We start from the raw sequence: 20,830 nt of genomic DNA, 5'->3' as shown, positions 1-20,830 counted from the left end.
AGCTATATCAACGCCGTTCGTGACCGAACGACCAGTTCGACGGGGGCTCCGCACAGTACGGAATCGGGGTGCGGACGCGCGGCGGTGTCCGCGCGCCGATCATGATCGGACGCAACCGATCAGGGCGCGCGACCGGTTCGCTCACTCCGGCGCCAGATAGCTGATCTGCACCATCTCGTTGTCGCGGGCGCGCGAGACGAGCGTGCCGCGGCCCGGCGCCAACCTCGCCGAACGGACGTCGCCGAGCAGTTTGCCCTCGTCCTTGGGGGCCGACATCAGCAGCGCGTCCACCGAGAGGTCCTTCATCGCGCCGAGGATCCGGTCGTAGAGGGCGCGGCTCGCGCCGCCGGAGCGCCGGGCGACCACCAGGTGCATGCCGATGTCGCGCGCCTGGGGCAGGAATTCCAGCAGCGGTTCGAGCGGATTGCCCGAACTGGTGGCGACCATGTCGTAGTCGTCGACGACGATGTAGATCTCCGGGCCGGTCCACCAACTGCGCTCCCGCAACTGCTGCGGGGTGATGTCGGAGCCAGGGATGCGTTTGGTCAGGTAGCCCGCCACTTCCTTGATCATGGCGAAGGAGGTCTGCGCCGAGGTGGAGTAGCCGGCGAGCTGGTCGCCCTCGAGGATGCCGAGCATGGTGCGGCGGTAATCGATGAGGATGACGCGCGCCTGATCGGCGGTGGAGTTCTCGGCGATGCCGAGGACGACGTTGCGCAGCAGCGTGGTCTTGCCGCTCTCGACGTCGGCGAACGCCATGAGGTGCGGTTGGGCGTCGAAGTCCAGCACGATCGGGGCGAGTTCGTTCTCGCCGAGGCCGACGACGACGTGGGTGGCGTCGGTGACGATGCCACGCCGCTCGGCTTCGGCCAGCACGACCTCGCGCGGGACGCGGGCGGGCAGCATGCGGACGGCCGGCGCGCGCCGGTCGCCGTAGAGCTGGGCGAATTGGGCGCGGGCCGCGGCCAGCCCCTCGGGGAGGGTGGCCGGGTCGGAATTGGAGTCCAGCCGCGGCAGGGCGACGAGCATATGTAGTTTGTCGGCGGTCAGACCGCGGCCGGGGCGACCGACCGGTACGAGCACGGCGGTGCGGCGGTCCATGTCGGAGTCGCTGGGGTCGCCGAGGCGCAGTTCCAGTCGGGTGCCGATGAGGTCCTTGACGGCGGGCCGGATCTCGGCCCACCGGTTCGCCGCGATCATCAGGTGGATGCCGTAGGACAGGCCCTGCGCAGCCAGTCCGTTGAGCGCGGGTTCGAGGATGTCGAATTCCGCGCGGATCGTGGCCCACCCGTCGATCACGAGGAAGACGTCGCCGAAGTGGTCCTCCGAGAGCGGGTCGGCCGCGCGTGCCGCCGGATCCAACCGGGCCGCCTGGGCTTTGCGTTTGCGGAACTCCTGGATGGATTCGATGCCGAGTTCGCGGAAGCGTTCCTCGCGTTGGCGCAGCAAGGTGGTCAGTTCGGCGACGGTGCGGCGGATGCGGTCGACGTCCATGCGGCCCGCGACCGAGCCGACGTGCGGCAGTTCGGCGACGCTCGCGAGGGTGCCGCCGCCGAAGTCCAGGCAGTAGAACTGCACCTGTTCGGGGGTGTGGGTGGCGGCGGCGGCCATGATGACGGTGCGCAGGGCGGTCGATTTGCCCGCCTGCGGTCCGCCCGCGACCGCGAGGTGCCCCTGCCCGGCCGACAGGTCGACGACGAGGACGTCGCGCCGCTGTTCGTAGGGCTTGTCGATGACGCCGAGCGGGAGCCACAGTTGTCCGTGCCGGTTGACCGCCGACCGCCAGTCGGGGTCGGGCAGCAGCATGTCCACCGACGGGGATTCGTCCAGCGGGGCCAGCCACACCTCGTGGGCGGGTCTGCCGTGGCCGCGCAGTCGCTCCACGACGACGTTGAGCAGTGTCTTGGGCACGGTTTCGGGCAGCGCGCCCGCCGCGGGCGTCTCCTCGGGTTCGGGCGCGCCGGGCGGGGGCGGCAGATCCGGCAGGCCGGGCCGGGGCCGCGGCGTCTCCTCCACGGGGGGCGGCGCGGTGATCTGTACCGGCGAGGCGGTGAACACGACCGGTGACTGCCCGTGGACGCGGCGACCGTCCTGGGTGCGGGTCCGCGCGCCGCCGGCGGGCGACTGGTAAGCGCCCGAGACATAGCAGGCGTTGAAGCGCAGCGGATCGTCGGCGTCGCTCTTGAGGTAGCCGGAGCCGGGCACGCTGGGCAGGTGGTAGGCGTCGGTGATGCCGAGCACGGCGCGGGACTCGTTGGCGGAGAAGGTGCGCAGCCCGATCCGGTAGGACAGGTGCGAGTCCAGGCCGCGCAGCTTGTTCTCCTCGAGACGCTGCGAGGCCAGCAGCAGGTGCACGCGCAGCGAGCGGCCGAGGCGACCGATCATGACGAACAGGTCGGCGAAATCCGGTTTCTGCGAGAGCAGTTCGGAGAACTCGTCGACGATGATGAACAGCGCGGGCAGCGGGTCGAGTTGCGCGCCCGCCGCGCGGGCGCGCTCGTATTCGGTGACGTTGGCGAAGTTTCCGGCCGAGCGCAGCAGTTCCTGCCGCCGGGTCATCTCGCCCGACAGCGCGTCCTTCATGCGGTCGACCAGGGCGATCTCCTCTTCGAGGTTGGTGATCACCGCCGCGACGTGGGCGAGGGACTCCAACCCGAGGAAGGTCGCGCCGCCCTTGAAGTCGACCAGGACCATGTTGAGTTGGTCCGGGGAGTGCGTGGTCACCATGGACAGCACCAGGGTGCGCAGGAATTCGGATTTTCCGGAACCGGTCGCGCCGATGCACAGGCCGTGCGGGCCCATGCCGTTCTCGGCCGACTCCTTGATGTCGATCTCGACGGGCGTGCCGTCGGGGGTGATGCCGATGGGGACGCGTAGTCGTTCGCGGTCGGTGCGCGGCCGCCACACGGTGGCCGGATCGATCTGGGCGGCGTCGGGCACCTTGAGCAGTTCCAGCAGCCCCGGCACGGCGCGCGATTCGTCACCGAGGCTGACGATCTGGGCGGCGGTGGCGACCCGGAAACGCGCGAGCGCCCTGGCGGCACTGGCCGCTTCGGCCAGGGTGACGGTGTCGCTGACCGCGAATTTCTCGGTGCCCGCCGCGGATTTCGCGGCCACCATGCCGTCGGCGACGACGAGTTGCAGGCCGCGGCGCACGGCAAGGCCGGTCTGCGGGGCGGTGAGGTCGAGCACGGTCACCGAGTCCAGGCCCGCGTCGCTGACGATCCGCTCCGAACCGCTGACGTACCCGTCGTCGATGATGACCAGCAGGTGGATTCGTCCGGCGGTGGGCTGGGCGTTGCGCATGAATCGACCGCGCTCGAGCAGTTCCGCCGACATCGAGGTCTCCAGTTCGGCCAGCGACCGGTACAGCATCCTGGCCGGGCCGAGCGCGTCGCGGTCGACCGGATGTTGCAGGTGCGGAAGCCATTTGGCCCAGGACCAGTCCGGGGAATCGGGGTCGGCGCAGATGATGGCGACCGCGGAGTGGTCGGGTCCGTGGAAGGTGACGAATTCGAGCAGCATGGCGCGCACCAGCATCCGCGCGTCCTCGGCGTCGCCTTCGATGTTGATGGCGGGGAAGGCGCGCAGCGAGATCGCGGTGGGCAGGCCGTGCACCACCGAATGCGTGCGGACGAAACGGCGCAGCGCGACCGTGGACACCGGTTCCAGATCCTCGAGCGGGCCGGTCTCGGGGCGGGCGAGTTTGGTGGCGAGACGATGGCTGCCGACGCCGACGCGGATGTGTCCGAAGTCGGGGTCGTTGGGGCGGCGCTCCCACATCCGCCTGGTTCCGACCACCGAGTTCAGGTCGGCGGGCTCGGGATGACTCCAGTGCAACGACTTCAACTGCGCCACACCGGTTTTGCGGACTTCCTTGCGGACCTGGTCGAGGTACTGGAAGTAGTCCTTGCGTTCTTCGTTGAGTTCGGCGGCGCGTTTGGGGCCACCCGCGCCGCGCATCGACATCATCATGCCGAACATCGACATGAGCATCATCATCGGGAACATCATCATGAACGGGTTGGCGAGCAGGTTGCGCCCCATCATGACCATCATCGCGATCATGCCGACCACCGCGACCACCATGACCACCGGCAACAGCCGCATCAGCAGGCTGGGCGGGATGTTGCGCTGCAGTTCCGGGGGCGCGTTGAGCGTCACCTCGCCGCCGGGCGCGCGCGGCGGGGCGATGCGCGGCCTGCGCACGAAACCTTCGGTGGGCATGGCTACCGTCCTTCCGGAGCGGAGGAGCGCTGGGTGCCGAATTCGTCGTCGACGGTCTCGGCGGCGCGGCGGCGGAACGGGATCGAGGCGAGATAGCCGATACCGAGCAGGGCCAGCAGGGTGAGTGAGCCGATGGTGGCGACCCGCCGGGGCAGCGGGTCGGGGCCGGGATCGATCGGCGGGGCCGGGAACATCCGCGGCACATCGGCTTGCAGGTGCGGGGCGGTGGCGGGCAGTTGCGCGGTCAGCGCGGCCACCGGGTCGATGAGTCCGTAGCCGACGCTGTCGTCGCGGCCGGTGCCCGGATTGTGCGCGGTGCGCTGGATGCGTTCGATGACCTGCGCCGCGGACAGTTCCGGGAAGCGCGCCCGCACGAGCGCGGCCAGGCCGGAGACGTAGGCGGCGGAGAAACTGGTGCCGTCGATGGTGGAGACGCCCTGCTCACCGCGCTGGGCGTTGACCAGGCCGACGCCGCCGGGTTTGCTGTCCAGCGACACGATCGCGCGTCCCGGCGCGGCGATGCCCACCCAGGGGCCGTGGATGGAGAACGGCGAGGTCGCGCCGTCGGGGTCGGTGGAGGCCACGGCGAGGACGTGCGGGGTGAACCAGGCCGGGCTGACCGCGGTCCGCACACCGCTCCAGCCGGATTCGTTCTGTTCGGCGCACACGCTCTGGTCCAGGTTGCCCGCCGCGGCGACCACGACGACGTTGCGGTCGGCCGCGTACTTCACCGCGGCCCCCAGCGCACCGTCGGCGGAGTCGTAGCCGGCCGGGGTGCAGGACACCTCGGAGATGTTGATCACCGTCGCCCCGGAGTCGACGGCGCGCACGACCGCGCCCGCCATGGTGAGCACGTTGCCGTAGCCGCCGGAGGACACCTTGCCCGGTTCGTCGCGCCCGCGCCGGTCGGCGGCCTCGAATTGCAGACTGAGTTGTCGGATGGCCAGGATCTCGGCCTCGGGCGCGACGCCGGAGAATCCGTCCTCGGGGCTCGGCCGCCCGGCGATCAGGCCCGCGACCAAGGTGCCGTGGCCGTCGCAGTCCTCGGTGCCGTCGCCGCCCGCGACGACGAAATCGCCGCCCGGCCGGACCTGTAGGCGGGGATGGCGGCTGACGCCGGTGTCGATGACGGCCACCAGTTGTCCGGCGCCGCGGCTGAACTGCCAGGCCGCGGGCAGATCGAGCAGGCGCTGCGACAGCGGCGCGTCGCGCGGCGCCTCGCCGGACAGGAACGGTTCGACGCACAGCGCGCGCTGTTCGGTCTTCTCCGGCGGGCCGTTGAGCCCGCTGATCTCGAGGGCCGGGCCGAGCGCGCGGTCGTCGACCACCGGTGCGGGCACGGCGTGCGCCGGGGTGGCCGCGGTCCACAGGCCGAGGACCGCGCCCGCGGCCAGGATGCCGACGAGCCTGCGGGTTCGGGTTGCGGATAGGTCCATCACCGCTCAGAACGTCAGGTTGCGGGCGGCCGAGTAGATGTCCATGACCCACAGCACCAGCGGCACGATCAGCACGATCAACAGGTACTCGAACAGTTCGATGGCGCGCCGCACCACCGGGGACACCTCCGTGTGCGGGCCGACCACGCCGAAGCCGACGACCGCGGCGCCGAGACCGAGCAGGATGCTCGCGCCGATGACACGCCAATCCTCTTGGGCCACCGCCATTCCCAGCACCAACGTCATCCCGGTGACGATGCCCGCCCCGATCAGCACGGTGGCCTGGGCCAGATCGGCGTAGGCGCGACCGCGCAGGCACAGCACGATCGCGATGATCGCGGCGAGGACCTGCCCCTGCCAGCGCGCCGAGCCCAGCAGGTCGGCCGCGAGGATCGCGCCGCCCGTGGTGAGCACCGCCGCCGAGAGCAGCATGCCGGACTGGAACTGGTTGGCGGCGTGCGCGCGCTGTTCCAGACCCGCCGCCGAGGGCAGCGCTGTCGCGCCGATCGCGCCGATGTCGGCGATGGTGGGCCGGGGTTCGTGATCGGCGGGGTCGATCGCCCCGCCCGCGGTGGGCACGGGCGGGACCGGCAGGCGCGCGGCGGCGACCGCCATCCGCGGCGACATGGTGATCATCACCAAGCCCGCGATCAGCACGCCGCCCGCGATGACGGAAGTCTCGAAATCCCAGATCATCCGGACCGCGGCGGCGATGCCGACGACTGTGGTCCCCGTCACCACGGCGGCGGTGACCATCGATCCGGCGCGCGCCGCGGCGAAGATCACCAGCGCCGCCGCCATGGCCGCGACGCAGGCGAACAACAGGTGGGGCGCGCCCAGCGCGCCCGGTGTGAGCAGCGCCGCGCTCGCGCCCAACAGCACGATCGCGTAGAGGCCCACGATGATCGCGGTCAACTGCTGTTCGGCGTAGCGGCGCGCGACGATCACCGACGCGCCCGCCGCGAGCAGTCCCGCGCCGAGGGCGATGAAACCGGTGGCGAAGCCGGTTCCCTTGTCCACCAGCAGCAATCCCAGTGCCGCGAGGACGGCGATCAGTCCCGCGATCAGCCCGGTCCAGCGGGCCGAGCGCGCCGACCATCCGTGCTGTTCGTCGACGCCGAGGCGGGCGACCGCGTCGATGACGTCGTCGAACAGCGCGGGGGCCTCCTTGCTGGCGACCGCGCGCAGCACCAACATCTCACCGTCGAAAACCTCTGCCTCGACCAGTGTCTGGTGCGGCGGGATGGGGTCGCGGCCGACCCGGGCGAGGGTCCAGTGCTGGGTGGTCGGCGGGGCGCCGTCGTCGTTCTCGGACAGATCCGGGTTGCGGGAATCGATCAACCGGACGAGATCGGTGATGTACGCCACGATCGGCACGGTCGCCGGCAGGCCGACGTCGAGTTGGGTGTTCCCTCCGATCACCGAGACGCGGCACAATTCGGGGTCGACGGCCACGGGGCCGGCGGTGGACGATTCCGTCACGGGTTGCAGAACTCCCTACGATCACAGCTCTCGGTGTACTGCGGCGGTCACAATTTATCGAAGAATCGTGCGCACGGCAGCCGGTATGCTGAGCGAGAAATAGCACAATTCACAGGTTTTAGGGGTTCACCTGCATGAGCGGTAACCGCCAAGCACAGCGTGCCTTCGACGCGGGCGTCTTGTCATTGGGCATGGCTATCGATGGCCAGGAGTCGGTGCGGGACCTGGACTACGCCAAGCTCGCCTTCCAGCGCGCGACGGAGTGGGACCCCGGCATGTGCGACGCCTGGCTGGGCCGGGCCGCGGCGGGCGAGATCACCGGCGAGGTGATCTTCAACCTGTACAAGACCAGTACCAGCACGCTCTACCGCGAGCAGCGCCGCCTCGGCCTTGGCCCGCGGGCGCTGTCGGGCCGGTTCGTGGTGGGCCAGTACATCGATTACCCGCTGGCCACCTACACCGAGATCTGGTTGGCCCAGGCGGGCCAGTTGATCTCGGAGGGCGAATACGACGAGGCCGAACGGGTCCTCGACGAACTCGACGCCTTCCGCGCCGGTCAGGTCTCGACCGCGGAGAAGGAGATCGACGACCGGATCTGCGCGTACGTGCGCGGCCTGCTGCACTACACGACCCAGCGCTGGCCCGATGTGATGACGGTGCTGGCGGGTTCGCCTGGTTGGGACGACAACTATCTGGCGTCGGGCGCGCACGTCATGGTCGGCACCGCGTGCGCGCAACTCGGCCTGTTCGGCGAGGCGATCCGGCGGATGGAGGCCGCCGAGACGGGCCCGATCCCGACCGCGGCGACGACCGCGCGGTTCTGCCGCGGCCTGTGCCTGCGCGAGATGGGCCGCGAGGACGAGGCCCAGGCGCTGTTCGAGAAGGTCTTCTCCGAGGCGCCGGATTTCGAGGCCAACACCCTGGCCATGCGCGACCGCAAGTACCGGATCACGGTGACCTCCAAGGAACTCATCGACGCGCGCACCGACCGCTGGGACCCGGCCTCCGCGCCCACCGCCGAGCAGATCGAGAGCGAGGAGCGCGGCGACCGCGCCAAGCGCCTGCTCGAGACCGCGCGCGCCGAACTCGAGGAGCAGATCGGCCTGGCCGGGGTGAAGACCCAGGTGGCCAAACTCCAGGCGAGCGCGCAATTGGCGACGATTCGCGCCGACAAGGGAATGGCCAGTACGCCACGTGGACAACACCTGGCGTTCACCGGCCCGCCGGGAACCGGTAAGACGACGATCGCCCGCGTGGTGGCGAAAATTTACTGCGGGTTGGGTTTATTGAAAACCGACAAACTCGTGGAGGCCAAGCGCGCGGATTTCGTCGGCGAGCATTTGGGCAGTACGGCCATCAAGACGAACGCGCTGATCGATTCCGCGATGGACGGTGTGCTGTTCGTCGACGAGGCCTACACCCTGATCCAGACCGGCCTGTCCGGCGGCGACGCGTTCGGCCGCGAAGCGGTGGACACCCTGCTGGCGCGGATGGAGAACGACCGCGACCGACTGATCGTGATCATCGCCGGGTACGACGGCGAGATCGATCGCTTCCTCGCCGCCAACGACGGTCTGGCCTCGCGCTTCGCCAAGCGGGTCAAGTTCGACTCCTACACCCCCGAGGAACTGGGCCGCATCGGTCAATTCATCGCGCGCAAACGCGATTCCGAGGTCTCCGCGGACGCCCAGCGTCAACTCGAGGTGGCCTGCGCCGCGCTCTACGAGCGCAGCGTGGTCGACCAGAGCGGTGAGAAGCGGCGCGCCGTCGACCTCGCGGGCAACGGCCGGTTCATCCGCAACGTCATCGAGGCGGCCGAGGAGGAGCGCGAATTCCGGTTGGCCACCGACGAATCCATCGATCTGGCGCAGGTGGACGCCGAGGTGCTGATGCGCATCGAGGCCGCCGACATGCGCAACGCGCTGGAAGGCGTGCTGGCCACGCTGCGCTGAGCGGCGGCCGCGCCGGTCACTTGGCGGGCGCGGCCACCTGTTGCGCGCAGGTCGCGGCCTGCGCGCCCGAATCGGGGCACTGCGGCAGACTGTCGTGGCTCATCAGCGCGTCCTGCCTGGACAGGGTCGGGCCGGGGGTCAGTGCCTCGATGATCGGCTTGGGCATCGGTTTCGGATCGTTGAGGCCGAGGATCTGCGCGGTCGCCGCGTCCGGGATGCCGTAGCGGATACCGGTGTCGGCCAGGTAGAACAGCGGGCCGCTGGCCATCGCGCCCGGCGTCATGCCGATCGAGCGCACGAATTCGCCGCTGCTGGGTTTGACGTAGACGGCATCGATCCGGTCGCCGGACCCGTCCGCGCTCGCGGGCACCGCGGGGTTCACGCCGTCGGGCAGCGGCAGTTCCCGGCCCGCCAGCATCGTGACGGCGGCGCTCGCGTCGTCCTTGCCGCGCGACCAGGACACGCAGGTGACCGGATCCTCGTCGGCGGACAGCAGCGTCGGGATCGGGCCGGGGAAGGACTGGATCGGCAGTCCGGCGACGACCGGGACGCCGACGATGCGGTCCGGCGGCACCGTCCTGATGTCGTCCATGTCCTGGGAATTGGCGTTGCGGATGACCTCGGCGGCGAACGGGCTCACCGACTGCACGCCGTCGGCGAGCACGACGTAGAGTTCCTCGGCCCCGACGCCGCGCACCCGGATCAGACCGCCGACCGGGATCTCCGCGAGCTTGCCGGGACCGGGTTCGCCGAGTCGGTCGATGCGCGGGGCGGCCAGCGGCGGCACCGGTTCCAGGGAGTTGAGCAGCGCGCTCCCGACGGGGGCGGCCGTGCGGCCCGCCAGGCCGAGCGAGCGGATCAGCACCGAATCCTTCGGGTCCAGTTCGGCGCGTTTGCCGTCGTAGGCCAGGTAGGTCTTGCCCGCGTGGGTGACCAGCGCGGCACGGTCGGCGCCGATCGGGCGGGCATTGCCCGCGGAGTCGTCCAACGCACCGGCGATGACGGTGGTGCTCACGCCGCGCGCCCCCGCTGCCGTCCCCGAGGCCGACAAGGGCACCTTGTCGCACAAGGTCCAGACGGCCCGGTCGCCGTCGGCCGAACCCGGCAGGGCGGCGGGTGCGCCGGGGATGCCGAGCAGCGGACCTCTCGGCATGGTCAACTTGCTGTCCTTGACCGTGGACGGGGAGGCCGTCGAACCGGAGATCAACCGCGCGGAGGCCAGGTTGAGCACCGGATGCAGGGTGTCGCCCACCACGACGTAGAGCGCGCCGGAGTCCTTGGCCATCACGATCTTGGCGTCGCCCACCGCGCCCTGCGGTCGCAGGAAGGCCATGATCGCCGCGCCCGCGACCACCAGGATGCCCAGCACCGCGCCCACCACCAGGGAGCGCACGTGCGAGCGCATCGGATCGTGCAGCATCCGCACATCGCGGCGCACCAGGGCGTGCTCGTAGCGCTTGAGCAGGAATCGGTAACCGTTGACCTGGGCGCGGGTGGTCAATTGCGCGGGCACGCACGCCTCCGTACTCGAGAACTCACGGTGGTCGGGAACCACCTCGAATACGCGATCGCCGACGATCACGCTCGGCTCAGAGTAGCGAACCCCGGCGAGTTCGGTCCATGATGAGCGCATGACCTCCACCGCGCACGGGGCATCCGGCGGTCCGTCCGACAATTCCGATACGTTCGCGCCGACAACGCGTTTACGGTCGAACGACTATTGGCTGGACCGGGTGCTGCCGTTGCGGCTGGTGGTGCCGTCCCTGGTGGTGGCGGCGGTATTCGCCTTCCTCGTGCGGATATTCGTCGCGCAATGGTATGTGCCGGTGATCGTGGCCGTCGTGGTGGTCGCGGCGGCACTGACGCCATTTCGCCGAATCAATCTGGCCGCCTGGATCGCTCGCGAATTCACGTTCCGGTGGCAATCGTTCCGCAATAATTCCTCGGTTGTTCAACACGCGCCGTTCGACGTCCCGCTGCCCGAGGGCGGCGTCTACGGAATGCGCTGGGACGGGGCCCGCCTGCTGACCATGCTGCGCATCGAGGCCCAACCGCGCACGGTGGCCCGACTCAGCCCCACCGCGTTGCTCGGCGACGACATGCTCCCGCTGCCCGAGATCGCGCGCTGCCTGGACCAGTTCGACATCCGACTCGCGGCCATCGACGTCATCAGCACCGGATCGCGCAGTTCCGGGACCGGCGCGGTCGCCCGCGCCTACGAGAGCATCCTCGGGCCGCTGCCCGCCGTCGCCCACCGCACGGTGTGGGTGGTGCTGCGCCTGGACCCGCTGGCCAACGCGGGGGCGGTCGAGAGCCGCGGCGGCGGGGCCACCGGCACCCTGCGCGCGGCCATCGTCGCCACCCGCCGCGTCGCCAACCGGTTGGCCGCGCGCGGACTCTCGGCCGCGGTGCTCTCGGCGGCCGAGATCACCCAGGCGGTCGGCCAACTCACCAACGGCGTCCCGACCGACGAACTCACCGAGACGCCGCACAGTCTGGTCCACGACGACATCCACCACACCAGCTACCGGATGACCCCGGCCGCGCTCGAACCGCGCGGCATCGCCGAGATCTGGTCGACCCCCACCGTCGCGACCACCGTCACCGTGCGGATGCAGCGCGCCGACCACGGTGAACACGGCCGATCCGCGCAGCCCGCGCCGATCGCGGTCACCGCGACCGCGCGATTCACCACCCGCGACGCCCCGGTCGACCTGCGTTCGGCGGGACTGCGGCCACTGCCCGGCAAACAGCGCCGCGCCCTGCTGTTCAGTCTGCCGGTGGGCGCGGGCGTGCCCACCCTGCCGTTGCAGCGCTACCTCGGCGAGCCCGACGCGCTGGACGACGTGCCGATGCCGATCGCGGGCTGCGGCCAGTTGATCGGGGCCGACGAATCCGGGCAGGGCGTGGCGTTGCCGCTGGTCGGACGGCATGTGCACCGCGTCGAGATCATCGGTTCGCCGCTGGTCGCCAAACAGGTCATCCTGCGGGCGATCGCGTTGGACGCCAGCGTGGTCGTGCACACCACCCGCCACGACGAATGGCGGCCCATGCTCGAATACGTCGACACGCCACAGGCTCTGACGCTGGCCACGTGGTCGGCGGGATCACAGCAGGCCGGTTCCTACCGTTTCGCGACCATGGTCGTATTCGACGGGATACCGCCCAGCGGGCACTATTCCGATGCGACCGTCGTGGTGCTGCGCGCGCACGATTCCGCGGCGATCGCCGGCTTCGAGCCGGATGTCACGCTGGTCGAGGACGAGGAGACCGCCAACCGCGTGACCGTGCGGACCACCTCCGGCGAGACGACCGTGCACATGGTCGCGACGCCGGAGGAACTGCGCTACGTCGGGGCCGAGGCCCCCGCGCCGGTCTGATCCCCTCGAAACGAGACGGCCCGTCCGATCGGAGGATCGAACGGGCCGTTCCGTGGTGTCGGGCGGATCAGCCGCCGAAGGACTGCGCGACCTTGCCGTCGGCGCCGCGCGCCGCCGCCATCGCGCTGTCGACGGCCTGGGCCAGGGCGTCGAGCTTGCCGATGGTGGTGTCGACCTCGGCGGCGCCGGAACCCTCGGTGCCGAACTCGAGATCCCAGTTGTTCTTGACGCGCTTGAACTCGGCGAGACCGTCGTTGTCCTCCCACGCCGTCTGCAGGCGGCTCGCGGCGCCCTGCAAGTTGTTGGACTCCGCGATCAACTGCGAACGCAGGGTGCGCAGTTCCTCGGAGAGGGTGGCCAGGGTTGAACCGTCGTAAAGCATGAGTGACCTTTCTCGTGGGTCGGTCGAAGTCCGGGCCGGATCAGACCAGGTTGGTCAGGGCGGGGCTGCCGCCCTGCGCGGCCAGGGCGTTGATGTCGCCCTCGTTGGTGGTGTCGAGGTTCTGGTAGGAGGTGTTGCCCTCGCCGACCAGGGTCGTCAACTGATCGAGGATCGTGTTCAGCCGCTCGGCTTCGCCGTTCCAGCCGTCGGAGGCCTTGTCGAAAGCGAGGTTGGCGGTGCCTTCCCAGCCGCGCTTGGCGGAGGCCACGGCGTCGGTGACCCGGGCCAGGGTGCTCTTGATCTGCGCGACCGAACCGGCCATCTCGTTCTCTGCGCCCTTGACGAGGGCTTCTTCATTACTTACGCGTGGGGCCATGGATCTGCCTCTTTCTCATTCGTGACTGGTATCGCATTAGTCGTTGGTGGATGGGGGAACGGCGACTTCGCAAGCGCTCGTCCGACGCGCGAGCTAGGGCATCCACCTTCCCCCGGGCAGTGTCCCGACCAGCTGCGAGATCGCTTGCGCGACACGATGATCGGAACCCGGTGTGACGGTGGTCCAGACCCGCAGGTCCGCGGCCGTCCCCGGACTGGCCGCGATCCTTCCCCGCGCGGTGTCGAACACCGCCACGGCCCCGGAGGATCTGGTGGTGACCCCGTCCTCGTGGAGGTAGGCCACGATCTCGGCGTGCGCACGGCACTCGGCCATGGCCATGCCGAACTCGATCGCCGCCTTGTCGGTGACACCGAGTTCGTACGGGACCCCCGTGAAGTCGGGTCCCGATTCCGCGCCGTCGAATCGCCGGGCCAATTCGTCGGCGGGAAGACTGAAGGTCGGGATGTCCGCGGGCGGACAGGCCCCGAGAGCGGCCAGGATCGGGCGGGCCAGCGCCGCGCCGTCCTCCTCGGCCCAGGTGGTGGTGATATCCAGGTCGTCGCCCTCGCGCACGGCGATCGCGTGCCCCGCGCCACGGCGGGCCAGACAGATCCGCCGGACGCCCGTCTCGGTGACGACCCTGGCCGCGATCTCGCGTTCCGGTGCGGCCAGGATGTACAGTGCCGCACCGAGATCGGCGTCCACGTCGTCGTGCGCGTCGACCAGGCCCGCGTCGCGCAGGGCGAGCAACGCCTGTGCGCGGGCGTCGGCGAAATCCGCCACGCGGTCCTGCCGCGGCCCGACGTCCAGGACGGTCGGCAGGGTCTGCACTCCGAGCACATCGCAGACGACGAGCACCGCGTCGTTCGTCACAGCAGCCACGGCGAACCCCTACGTCCCGGCCCGTTGCGTGCCCACGGCGGTTTCGTGCCCGCCGAGCACCGCGGGCGCGGCGGCCATTCCGGCATCCAGTTCGGCGGCCGGGCCGACGCGCGGAGTCGCCGCGCCCGCGCGCCGCTCCTCCTCGTCGGCGGCGGCCGCCGCCGCGAGCGGTGCGGCCGCCGGGGGTAGGGACTGTCCGGCGGACGTGCCGGTGGAAACCGGAGCTTGGACCGGGGTGACCTCCGGGCGGATGTAGGTCTGCGACACGCTGTGGACCTGCCCGCCGGAGAGCACCCGGGGCACCGAGATCGGCCCGATGACCGGCATGGCGGGCATCGCGGACAGCGCCGGAAGCGCGCTCGCGGTGGTCGCGGCACGCGTGGCGGCCTGTTCGGCCTCGTACGCCTCGGGGGTGGACAAGGTGGGCGGGTCGGTCTGCCCCCACGACTCCGACAACGGCAGCGTGGCCGCCTCGTAGGTGCGCATCACCCGCGCCGCGGTGGCCTTGGCCAGATCCTGTTCGGTCTCGTGGTCGGCGATCGCCCCGACCACGGGCGAACCGAGCGAGGCCCCGACCGCCTTCAAGGTGCGTAACGCCTGTTCCAGCGCCGCGATCTCGGCGACGTGCGGCATGGACAGCCGGGCGATCTCGAAGGCGGCGGCCTGCCTGCCCGCGTGTTCGGCGTTGCGGGCCGCGGCCGCGGCCGTCTCGGCCAGCCAGTCCCGCATCGTCGAGATGCGGGCCAGCACGGCGTCGCTGGTGCCCGAACGCCAGTGCCCCCGCACCGCGAGCATGATCCGGTCGTAGTCCACCACGGCCGCGGCGAAACTCGCCGCCACCCGGCCCCACGCGGCCGCGGCCTCGCCCAACGGCGCCGACCCCGGTCCGGTGGTCAGCTCGTGCGCGAGCCGCTCGGGTGGTCTGGCCTCCCAGACCACACCGGTGAATCCGGCCTCAGGTGGTTCGACCATGGATCAGGCCATCGCTCCGAGGTCGGCCGCGTTGGCGCTGTCCATGAGCGACAGTTCCCGCGACTGCGACCGCAGACTCGCGGCCAGCCTGCGCAATTCGAGGATGCCCGAATCCGCGGAGGTGTCGAAGGAGCCCGACACCTCTTGCAGGGTGGCGGCGGCCCGCAGCGACACCTCGTCCAGCCCCGGGGCCGCGACCGCGCGGGCGGGGGCGCCCGAGCGCAGTTCGGCCTCGAGCCGATCGGCGAGGGAGTCCAGTTCGGTGGCGACGCGCATCGCCTCGACGGGATCGAATTCCATGGCGAACTCCTAGAGGGTGAGGGCCTTGTCGGGAGATTCCGGGTCGATGTCGGGTGTCGCGGTGACCGTCTCGGCCGCGCCGACCACCGGCACCGACACCCCGGCCAGCGGTCCGACGACCGCGTTGCCGTGTTCGGCGGTGACCAGATCGGTGCGCAGCACGCCGTCGGCGCCCGCCGCGCGGGTGGCCGCTGCCGCGCCCGCCGCACCCGGCGCCATCGGCATCATCCCGGGATTGGAGGCGAGACCGCCCGCGGCGGCCGTCGTGACACCGCCGGGCGTGACGCCCGCGGGCCCGCCGGTCGCCACGGTCATGGTGCGGGCTTCCTGCAACGGGATCGGCTGGGCCGGGGCCGCGCCGACGGAGGCCGCCCCGCCGCCCGCGACGGCGGACACGCCGCCCAGCGACGGGGTGGGCGCGGCGATCGGCAGACCCGCGACCGGCGCGGCGTCCAGGTGCGGGGCCGCCACCTGCGCGGCGACCTGCGCGCCGGTGGAACCGATCTGCACCAGCGACTGCACCAGTTGCAGCGCCTGACTGACATAACTGCTCGGATCGGTCGCGCCCGCCGGACTGCCCAACGTCTTGGCCGCCGACAGCGGGGACTGCGCGGCCGAGGCGACCTGACGCACCGGCGTCTTGCCCATCGACAGCACCTTCTCGGCGGTGCCCGGCACGCCTTTGGGCGCGTCGGTGACGGGGACCTTCTCGCCGTTGCGCGCCATCGCGGCGCTGTGCGCGGTCAGTTCCGCGCGTGTCTTGGCCACGATCGCCAGGGCCTCGGACAACGTCTCGGCCGTCATCGCGACCAGGAACGCCTGGCCCGCGGGCGTGCCGAGGAACGGCCCGGCGGCGGCCAGCGAAGCCAGGAATTTCGCGGTGACGCCCGTCATCAGCACATTGCCGGTGAAGACGCTGCCCGCGGCGCTGGTGCTGCCCACCGTCATCCGCGCGCCCTGCCCCGAGACGGCGGCCGTGTCGGCGGCGGTCGTGGCGGCTTTGGCGTTCGCGGCCGTCGCGCCCGCGCCCTGCCACAGCGGCGCGACCGCCTGCATCGCGGTGGAACTCAACTGCGAGACCGTCTGCAGGACGGTGGTGACCTGGGTGAGCACCTGGATCGGGTCGATCCCGGGTCCGCCGCGGAGTTTGCCGCTGCCGAAACTGCTCGCCAGTTCGGTGATCGGCTTGGCCAGCGCGGTCAGGTCAAGGGGTGGCAACGGCGGGAGTTGCGGCAGCGGCGGCATGGGCGGCAACTGGGGCAGGCCCGGCAGCCCCATCTCGCGCAGCACGTCGTCGACCGGTCGGTCGACGACGGCGCCGAGCGCGCTCTGTCGCAGCATGTCGACGATCGATTGTTCCAGGGGGGAGCCCATCAGGCGTTACCGATCACGCCCAGCTCGTCGGCGTTCTCCAGGTCGGTGGCCTGATAGGTCAGCGCGCTCTCGTGCGCGGTGAGCGCGGTGCCCGCGTGCACGGCGGCCAACTCCCCCACCGAGGTCAGATGCGTGGCCTGCGCGAAGGCGTAGGTCGCCAGGAAATCACCGCCGATGAGTCCGAACACCGGAACCGCCGCGGCGATCGCCGCCGCCTGATTCGCCGAGGCCGCGGCCAAGGTCTGCGTCGCCGCCGCCGCCGACGCGTCGCCGTAGGCGCGGATCGCTTCGGGTACTGCTGTCAAGTCGCCCATGAATACCTCTGCACGATAACTGCATTGGGAATGATGCCGGGCCGCTGAAGCCTCCGATCCATTGGACCAGACCCGGCGGAGATTTCGCGTCCCAGCAGCTTAACAGCGGATGACACAATGATGAAGTTAATTCGAGATGACACGAAAACCGCTGCGGTCGCGGAGAATAGCTGTTCCACCTAGAATCACCGCGCCGCCCGATCACCCCGGATACGAGCGGGCGACGCGCGAATTCTCCGCTAATCTCTCACAGTTCACCGGTTTTGCCGGAAAGTGATTCGTTGAATTCCGTGACGAGTTCCGCGTGCCGCGCGAATGCCGCCGCCGCGGCACGCTGCGCGGTCCCGACGACCACTTCGTCGAAACGCGCGGGCGTCCACTCCCGGATCGCCGCGCCGAGTTCCAGGTCCAGCAACGCTCCGGTTCCGTCCACGGTGACCGTCACCGCCCCGTCGGGCGAAGTCTCCGTCACCCGGATCGCGGCCATCCGGTCGCCGAGATCGCGCATCCGGTCAAGATTGCGTTGCGCGCGTGCAACCAGTTGATCCATCAAGGAATTCGCCAGTTCCCCGGGATCGCTCGGCAGGGACGACGCGTGCTCGGGCCCCGTCACAGCGGCCTCAGCCAGCTCTGCGGTTCGACCTCGTAATCCTGCTCGTCCAGCAGTTCGCGCTGTTCGATCTCCTCGAAGGTGGGCAGGCCGGTCAGCGCGAGCAGGTCGCGCCCGACACCGGCCTCGGCCAACCGCGCGCGTCGCGCCGCGCCCGCGCGTCCCGCGGCCTGCCGACACAACCGCAGCACCTCGGCCGCGAGATCGGCCGGGTCACGGCGCAATTCGTCCTGCTCCACCGTGACGCGCACCGGCAGACCGCGTTCGGTGGTCTCGACGGTGATCGCGCCGGATCTGGAAGCGGCGTCGAACGTGTCCACCTCGTGCCCTCTCATACGCGTTCGTCTTTGATGGCCCGGACCACCGCGACGAGTTCGGTGTTGATCGCCGCGACCAGCCCCGCGCGATCGGCTCCGCGCGCGAGCGCCGGTTGTCCGGGCGTGATGACATAGCGGCCGTCGTCGGGATGGTCGCGCCAGTGCAGATGGCGCACCGTACGTCCGCGCGGACCGAAACGGGAGATCCCCTGTGCGATTTCGATCACGCCCGCGCGTTCGGGCCCGACGTTCAGGAAGGCGTTCGCCCGCGCGTCGACCGGTTCGTCGTGGCTGTCCCACAGTCGCACATCGGATTCCTCGTCCGGCTCGGCCGGGGCCGACAGGCTCAGCGGCGGGCCTTGACCCGCCGGGCATTCCGGCAACGCGTCGGCCACCACGTCGGCCAGGCGCAGCGCGTCGCACTCCACGATGGTGAAGCCGCCGCTGTGCTCCAGGGTCCGGCCGGGCAACTGCGTCAGCAGGTGACCGCGGCTCTCCCGCCTGGTCGCCAACAGTCGCAGACCGCCCGCCGGATCGTCGGGCGTCGTGCCGGAGACCCCGAGCACCCGGATCGCGATGTCCGGGCGGGCGATGTCGCGCAGCGCCTCGTCCAGGGCCGGATCGGGCACGGACAGCAGTCGATCCCGCACCCGCACGAATTCGCGCTGGAAATCGTCCTCGTACGGGATGTCGGTGGTGTAGACGAAAGGATGCGGCAACCGGTCCTCGCGCAGGCGATCCCACAGGACCACGAACTCGAGGTCGGTGAACGTCCAACTCCGCGTCATCGTTCGACGACCGGGCGGACCACCACCGGCGCGTCACCGAGCGCGTCCTCGAGATGTTCGGACGACTCCAGGTAGGTGGGCCGTCGATGTTCACCGCCGCGTCCGCCCTGTGCCCCGGCGCCCGCGCCTGCCGCCGGAGCGCCCGGTGTGCCGGGGGTTCCCGGCGTGCCCGCGGTGGCCAGCCCCGCACGACTGCCCTCGAACTGGCCCTCGGCGGTGATCGGCGCGAGCGCCGCCACCCGGGGGAACAGCTTCGAGGCCTGCGGGGCGTTCGGCAGTTGCGACGTGCCGCCGCCGATACCGCCGCCACCGCCACCCGGGAGGCCGCCACCCCCGCCGCCACCGCCGGGAACGCCCGCGCCCTCGAGTCCGGCCGCGGCCATGAGCTCGTCTAGTTTCGCGGGGTCCGACAGGTCGAGCCCGGGGATGTCCGACAATCCGGCGCGCTTCAACGCCTCCTGCAACTGGGCCGGCGAGAGGGTCTGCGCGAGCTGTTGCAGCGTCTGCAACAACTGCGGAAGCCCTTGCTGCGCGGCCGCCGACAACTGCTGCGCGGCCGAGGAGATGATCTGCTGCTCGGGCGTCCCGACCTGCTCCCCGGCGAGTTGGGCCTGCGAGATCTGGCCCGGCAGACCGGCCAACTGCCCCGGCATGCCCGCCAACTGCGACAACGAGCCGGGCAGACCACCGCCACCGCCACCACCGCCGCCCTGCTGACCCGCGGGATCGAGCGCCCCGGGGACCACGGGCTGACCGTCCTGGGTGGTGGACGAATCCAATTGGGCGATCTCCTCGGCCCACTGCGCCGTGGCCGGATTCTCCTGGTGCGCCGCCGCCAACTGTTGCCCGTCGGGTGCGCCGCCCGGAGCGCCGCCCTGGTACGGGCTGCCGCCGCCCGGGCCGCCCCCGCCCTGGTTGCCGCCCTGATTGCCGCCGCCGCCCTGGTCGCCGCCCGCCGGCTTGTAGGGGTCGGACGGGATCTGACCGAACGCGCCCGCGGCGGGCGGCAGCACCGGCACGTGCGAGGCCGTCTGCGGCAGGCCGGTGAGATAGGTCTTGCGGAAGTTCTCCCGGTAGGTCGGCGTCTGGTCCTGCGCGACCGAGTAGTTGGTCGAGACGTAGCCGCTGTACATGCTCACGCCGCTCGCGTACAGGGTGCCCGCGGGATTCTCCGCCGAATACGGCATCGACACCTGGGTGGCGTCCAGCCAGCCCGAGGTGTAGGTCAGCAGGTCGCCGAAGCCCTTGACCGCGGCCGACAACTTGGGCACGGAGGCGGCGTAGGACTTCACGGCCGCGACCGCGACCTCACGGCCAGGCCCTTTCCACTGGTCGACCGTCACCGAATCGACGTTGTTGACGAAATCCACGAAGACGCGATCGACTTCGCCGGCCATCCACCGCCAGGTACCCCCCTGATCGGACAGCGTCTGCACGGACTTGTTCAGCCGGATCGAGTTGCCCACCTGGTACAGGTCCAGCCAACTCATGCCGTCGGCGCTCTCCCCCATGATCGTCGAGGGGTGGAAGGCGCCCAGTCCCAACAGTTCACCGTTGATGTCGGCGAACTTCTTGTTCGGATCGGTCGAGAACGCCGGTTTCGGCGTGGTCGGCGGCGGTTGGTGCTCGCCCATCTCCCAGATGTCCTTCGGATTGCTGCTCACGTTGTCCAGCAGCGCCGCGTTGAAGCCGTCCATGTCGCCGTAGGCTTTTCCGGCCGCGATGAACGTGTCGATCATGTCGGCGAGGATCTTCTTGTGGTCGTCGAGGATCTTGTCCAGATCACCGGCCTGCGCGCCGAATTTGCGCCCCAACGCCGTACCCGAACCGAGATGGGACACGGGAGACCCGGCGGTCATGTCCGCGACGTACTGCTTGAGCGCGCCGATGCCCATGATCACCTGTTCGGCCGCGGCCCCCAGTCGCAGCGCCACATCGGGCTGGAACTCCAAGGCGTCCTTCGATCCCTCCGGGTGCCCCTTGGTGTAGTCCTTCAGCGAAGGAAACGGGTTGCCGGGCGGTGGGCCTGGGTTCATCG

The 20,830-nt window shown here is 70.5% G+C and carries 17 protein-coding genes; 2 read left to right on the top strand and 15 right to left on the bottom strand.

All coding sequences use genetic code 11. The annotated features are described in order from the left end of the window. Positions 1–141 precede the first annotated feature (141 nt). The 3 genes from ON30_RS04675 to eccD are packed head-to-tail and all read right to left on the bottom strand — an operon-like array spanning position 142 to position 7,145. A complete protein-coding gene (locus tag ON30_RS04675) occupies positions 142–4,227 on the bottom strand; it encodes a type VII secretion protein EccC (RefSeq protein ID WP_040704444.1) in 4,086 nt (1,361 codons plus the stop codon). A 2-nt stretch (positions 4,228–4,229) separates the two neighbouring features. After that, positions 4,230–5,663: a type VII secretion-associated serine protease mycosin gene (gene mycP, locus ON30_RS04670; RefSeq protein ID WP_083911139.1), complete on the bottom strand. Its 1,434-nt coding sequence runs from the start codon at positions 5,661–5,663 to the stop codon at positions 4,230–4,232. 6 nt (positions 5,664–5,669) lie between these two features. Further along, on the bottom strand, positions 5,670–7,145 hold the full coding sequence (gene eccD / locus ON30_RS04665; RefSeq protein ID WP_040704442.1) for a type VII secretion integral membrane protein EccD: 1,476 nt from the start codon (positions 7,143–7,145) through the stop codon (positions 5,670–5,672). Between the two features lie 134 nt (positions 7,146–7,279). On the opposite strand from eccD, the gene eccA reads away from it, so the two are divergent. Further along, complete coding sequence (eccA, locus tag ON30_RS04660) at positions 7,280–9,097, top strand: type VII secretion AAA-ATPase EccA (protein WP_040704440.1); 1,818 nt, start codon at positions 7,280–7,282, stop codon at positions 9,095–9,097. A 16-nt stretch (positions 9,098–9,113) separates the two neighbouring features. Here the strand turns inward: eccA and eccB are convergent, their stop codons facing one another. Then, positions 9,114–10,679, bottom strand: a complete 1,566-nt coding sequence (eccB, locus tag ON30_RS04655) for a type VII secretion protein EccB (RefSeq protein ID WP_306307317.1) — start codon at positions 10,677–10,679, stop codon at positions 9,114–9,116. A gap of 49 nt (positions 10,680–10,728) precedes the next feature. Here eccB and eccE point away from each other — a divergent pair, with 49 nt between their 5' ends. Next, positions 10,729–12,477, top strand: coding sequence for a type VII secretion protein EccE (gene eccE, locus ON30_RS04650; protein WP_040704438.1), 1,749 nt, complete (start codon positions 10,729–10,731; stop codon positions 12,475–12,477). A gap of 67 nt (positions 12,478–12,544) precedes the next feature. On the opposite strand, the gene ON30_RS04645 is transcribed toward eccE, so the two are convergent. From ON30_RS04645 to ON30_RS38335, 11 genes are all read right to left on the bottom strand, one after another. Next, entirely contained in the window at positions 12,545–12,859 is a 315-nt protein-coding gene (locus ON30_RS04645; RefSeq protein ID WP_040704436.1) for a hypothetical protein, read from the bottom strand. Between the two features lie 40 nt (positions 12,860–12,899). After that, entirely contained in the window at positions 12,900–13,235 is a 336-nt protein-coding gene (locus tag ON30_RS04640) for a WXG100 family type VII secretion target (RefSeq protein ID WP_083911138.1), read from the bottom strand. Between the two features lie 93 nt (positions 13,236–13,328). Next, positions 13,329–14,117: an ESX secretion-associated protein EspG gene (locus ON30_RS04635; RefSeq protein WP_040704434.1), complete on the bottom strand. Its 789-nt coding sequence runs from the start codon at positions 14,115–14,117 to the stop codon at positions 13,329–13,331. Positions 14,118–14,126: 9 nt separating this feature from the next. Continuing rightward, positions 14,127–15,089 (bottom strand): PPE domain-containing protein, encoded by a 963-nt coding sequence (locus ON30_RS04630; protein WP_040704432.1) that lies wholly within the window; start codon positions 15,087–15,089, stop codon positions 14,127–14,129. A gap of 3 nt (positions 15,090–15,092) precedes the next feature. Continuing rightward, complete coding sequence (locus ON30_RS04625) at positions 15,093–15,389, bottom strand: PE family protein (RefSeq protein WP_040704430.1); 297 nt, start codon at positions 15,387–15,389, stop codon at positions 15,093–15,095. A gap of 9 nt (positions 15,390–15,398) precedes the next feature. Beyond that, the gene (locus ON30_RS04620; RefSeq protein ID WP_040704429.1) at positions 15,399–16,763 is read right to left on the bottom strand and encodes a hypothetical protein; all 1,365 of its coding nucleotides are present in this window, start codon (positions 16,761–16,763) and stop codon (positions 15,399–15,401) included. Beyond that, positions 16,763–17,077 (bottom strand): type VII secretion target, encoded by a 315-nt coding sequence (locus ON30_RS04615; RefSeq protein WP_040704428.1) that lies wholly within the window; start codon positions 17,075–17,077, stop codon positions 16,763–16,765. The genes ON30_RS04620 and ON30_RS04615 overlap by 1 nt, the downstream gene beginning before the upstream one ends. Positions 17,078–17,324: 247 nt before the next feature. Continuing rightward, a complete protein-coding gene (locus ON30_RS04610) occupies positions 17,325–17,627 on the bottom strand; it encodes a YbaB/EbfC family nucleoid-associated protein (RefSeq protein ID WP_040704551.1) in 303 nt (100 codons plus the stop codon). A 59-nt stretch (positions 17,628–17,686) separates the two neighbouring features. Then, positions 17,687–18,022 carry a hypothetical protein gene (locus tag ON30_RS04605; protein ID WP_040704427.1) on the bottom strand — a complete coding sequence of 112 codons (336 nt, stop codon included), beginning with the start codon at positions 18,020–18,022 and terminating at the stop codon, positions 17,687–17,689. Beyond that, positions 18,019–18,792 carry an ESX secretion-associated protein EspG gene (locus ON30_RS04600; protein ID WP_040704426.1) on the bottom strand — a complete coding sequence of 258 codons (774 nt, stop codon included), beginning with the start codon at positions 18,790–18,792 and terminating at the stop codon, positions 18,019–18,021. Before ON30_RS04600 ends, ON30_RS04605 begins: the two co-directional genes overlap by 4 nt. Beyond that, entirely contained in the window at positions 18,789–20,828 is a 2,040-nt protein-coding gene (locus ON30_RS38335) for a hypothetical protein (protein WP_040704425.1), read from the bottom strand. Before ON30_RS38335 ends, ON30_RS04600 begins: the two co-directional genes overlap by 4 nt. Between the last annotated feature and the right edge of the window lie 2 nt (positions 20,829–20,830).

The sequence above is a fragment of the Nocardia takedensis NBRC 100417 genome, from assembly GCF_000308695.1.
Classification (GTDB): domain Bacteria; phylum Actinomycetota; class Actinomycetes; order Mycobacteriales; family Mycobacteriaceae; genus Nocardia; species Nocardia takedensis.
This window is presented reverse-complemented; position numbering and strand designations above follow the sequence as displayed.

Coding starts and splice junctions, on each gene's coding strand:
- ON30_RS04620 (WP_040704429.1), bottom strand. CDS start 16,763: ATGGGCTCCCCCCTGGAACAATCGATCGTCGACATGCTGCGACAGAGC.
- ON30_RS04600 (WP_040704426.1), bottom strand. CDS start 18,792: ATGACGCGGAGTTGGACGTTCACCGACCTCGAGTTCGTGGTCCTGTGG.
- ON30_RS04645 (WP_040704436.1), bottom strand. CDS start 12,859: ATGCTTTACGACGGTTCAACCCTGGCCACCCTCTCCGAGGAACTGCGC.
- ON30_RS04625 (WP_040704430.1), bottom strand. CDS start 15,389: ATGGAATTCGATCCCGTCGAGGCGATGCGCGTCGCCACCGAACTGGAC.
- ON30_RS04605 (WP_040704427.1), bottom strand. CDS start 18,022: ATGAGAGGGCACGAGGTGGACACGTTCGACGCCGCTTCCAGATCCGGC.
- ON30_RS04630 (WP_040704432.1), bottom strand. CDS start 15,089: ATGGTCGAACCACCTGAGGCCGGATTCACCGGTGTGGTCTGGGAGGCC.
- eccA (WP_040704440.1), top strand. CDS start 7,280: ATGAGCGGTAACCGCCAAGCACAGCGTGCCTTCGACGCGGGCGTCTTG.
- ON30_RS04675 (WP_040704444.1), bottom strand. CDS start 4,227: ATGCCCACCGAAGGTTTCGTGCGCAGGCCGCGCATCGCCCCGCCGCGC.
- mycP (WP_083911139.1), bottom strand. CDS start 5,663: ATGGACCTATCCGCAACCCGAACCCGCAGGCTCGTCGGCATCCTGGCC.
- ON30_RS04615 (WP_040704428.1), bottom strand. CDS start 17,077: ATGGGCGACTTGACAGCAGTACCCGAAGCGATCCGCGCCTACGGCGAC.
- ON30_RS38335 (WP_040704425.1), bottom strand. CDS start 20,828: ATGAACCCAGGCCCACCGCCCGGCAACCCGTTTCCTTCGCTGAAGGAC.
- eccE (WP_040704438.1), top strand. CDS start 10,729: ATGACCTCCACCGCGCACGGGGCATCCGGCGGTCCGTCCGACAATTCC.
- ON30_RS04610 (WP_040704551.1), bottom strand. CDS start 17,627: ATGGATCAACTGGTTGCACGCGCGCAACGCAATCTTGACCGGATGCGC.
- ON30_RS04640 (WP_083911138.1), bottom strand. CDS start 13,235: ATGGCCCCACGCGTAAGTAATGAAGAAGCCCTCGTCAAGGGCGCAGAG.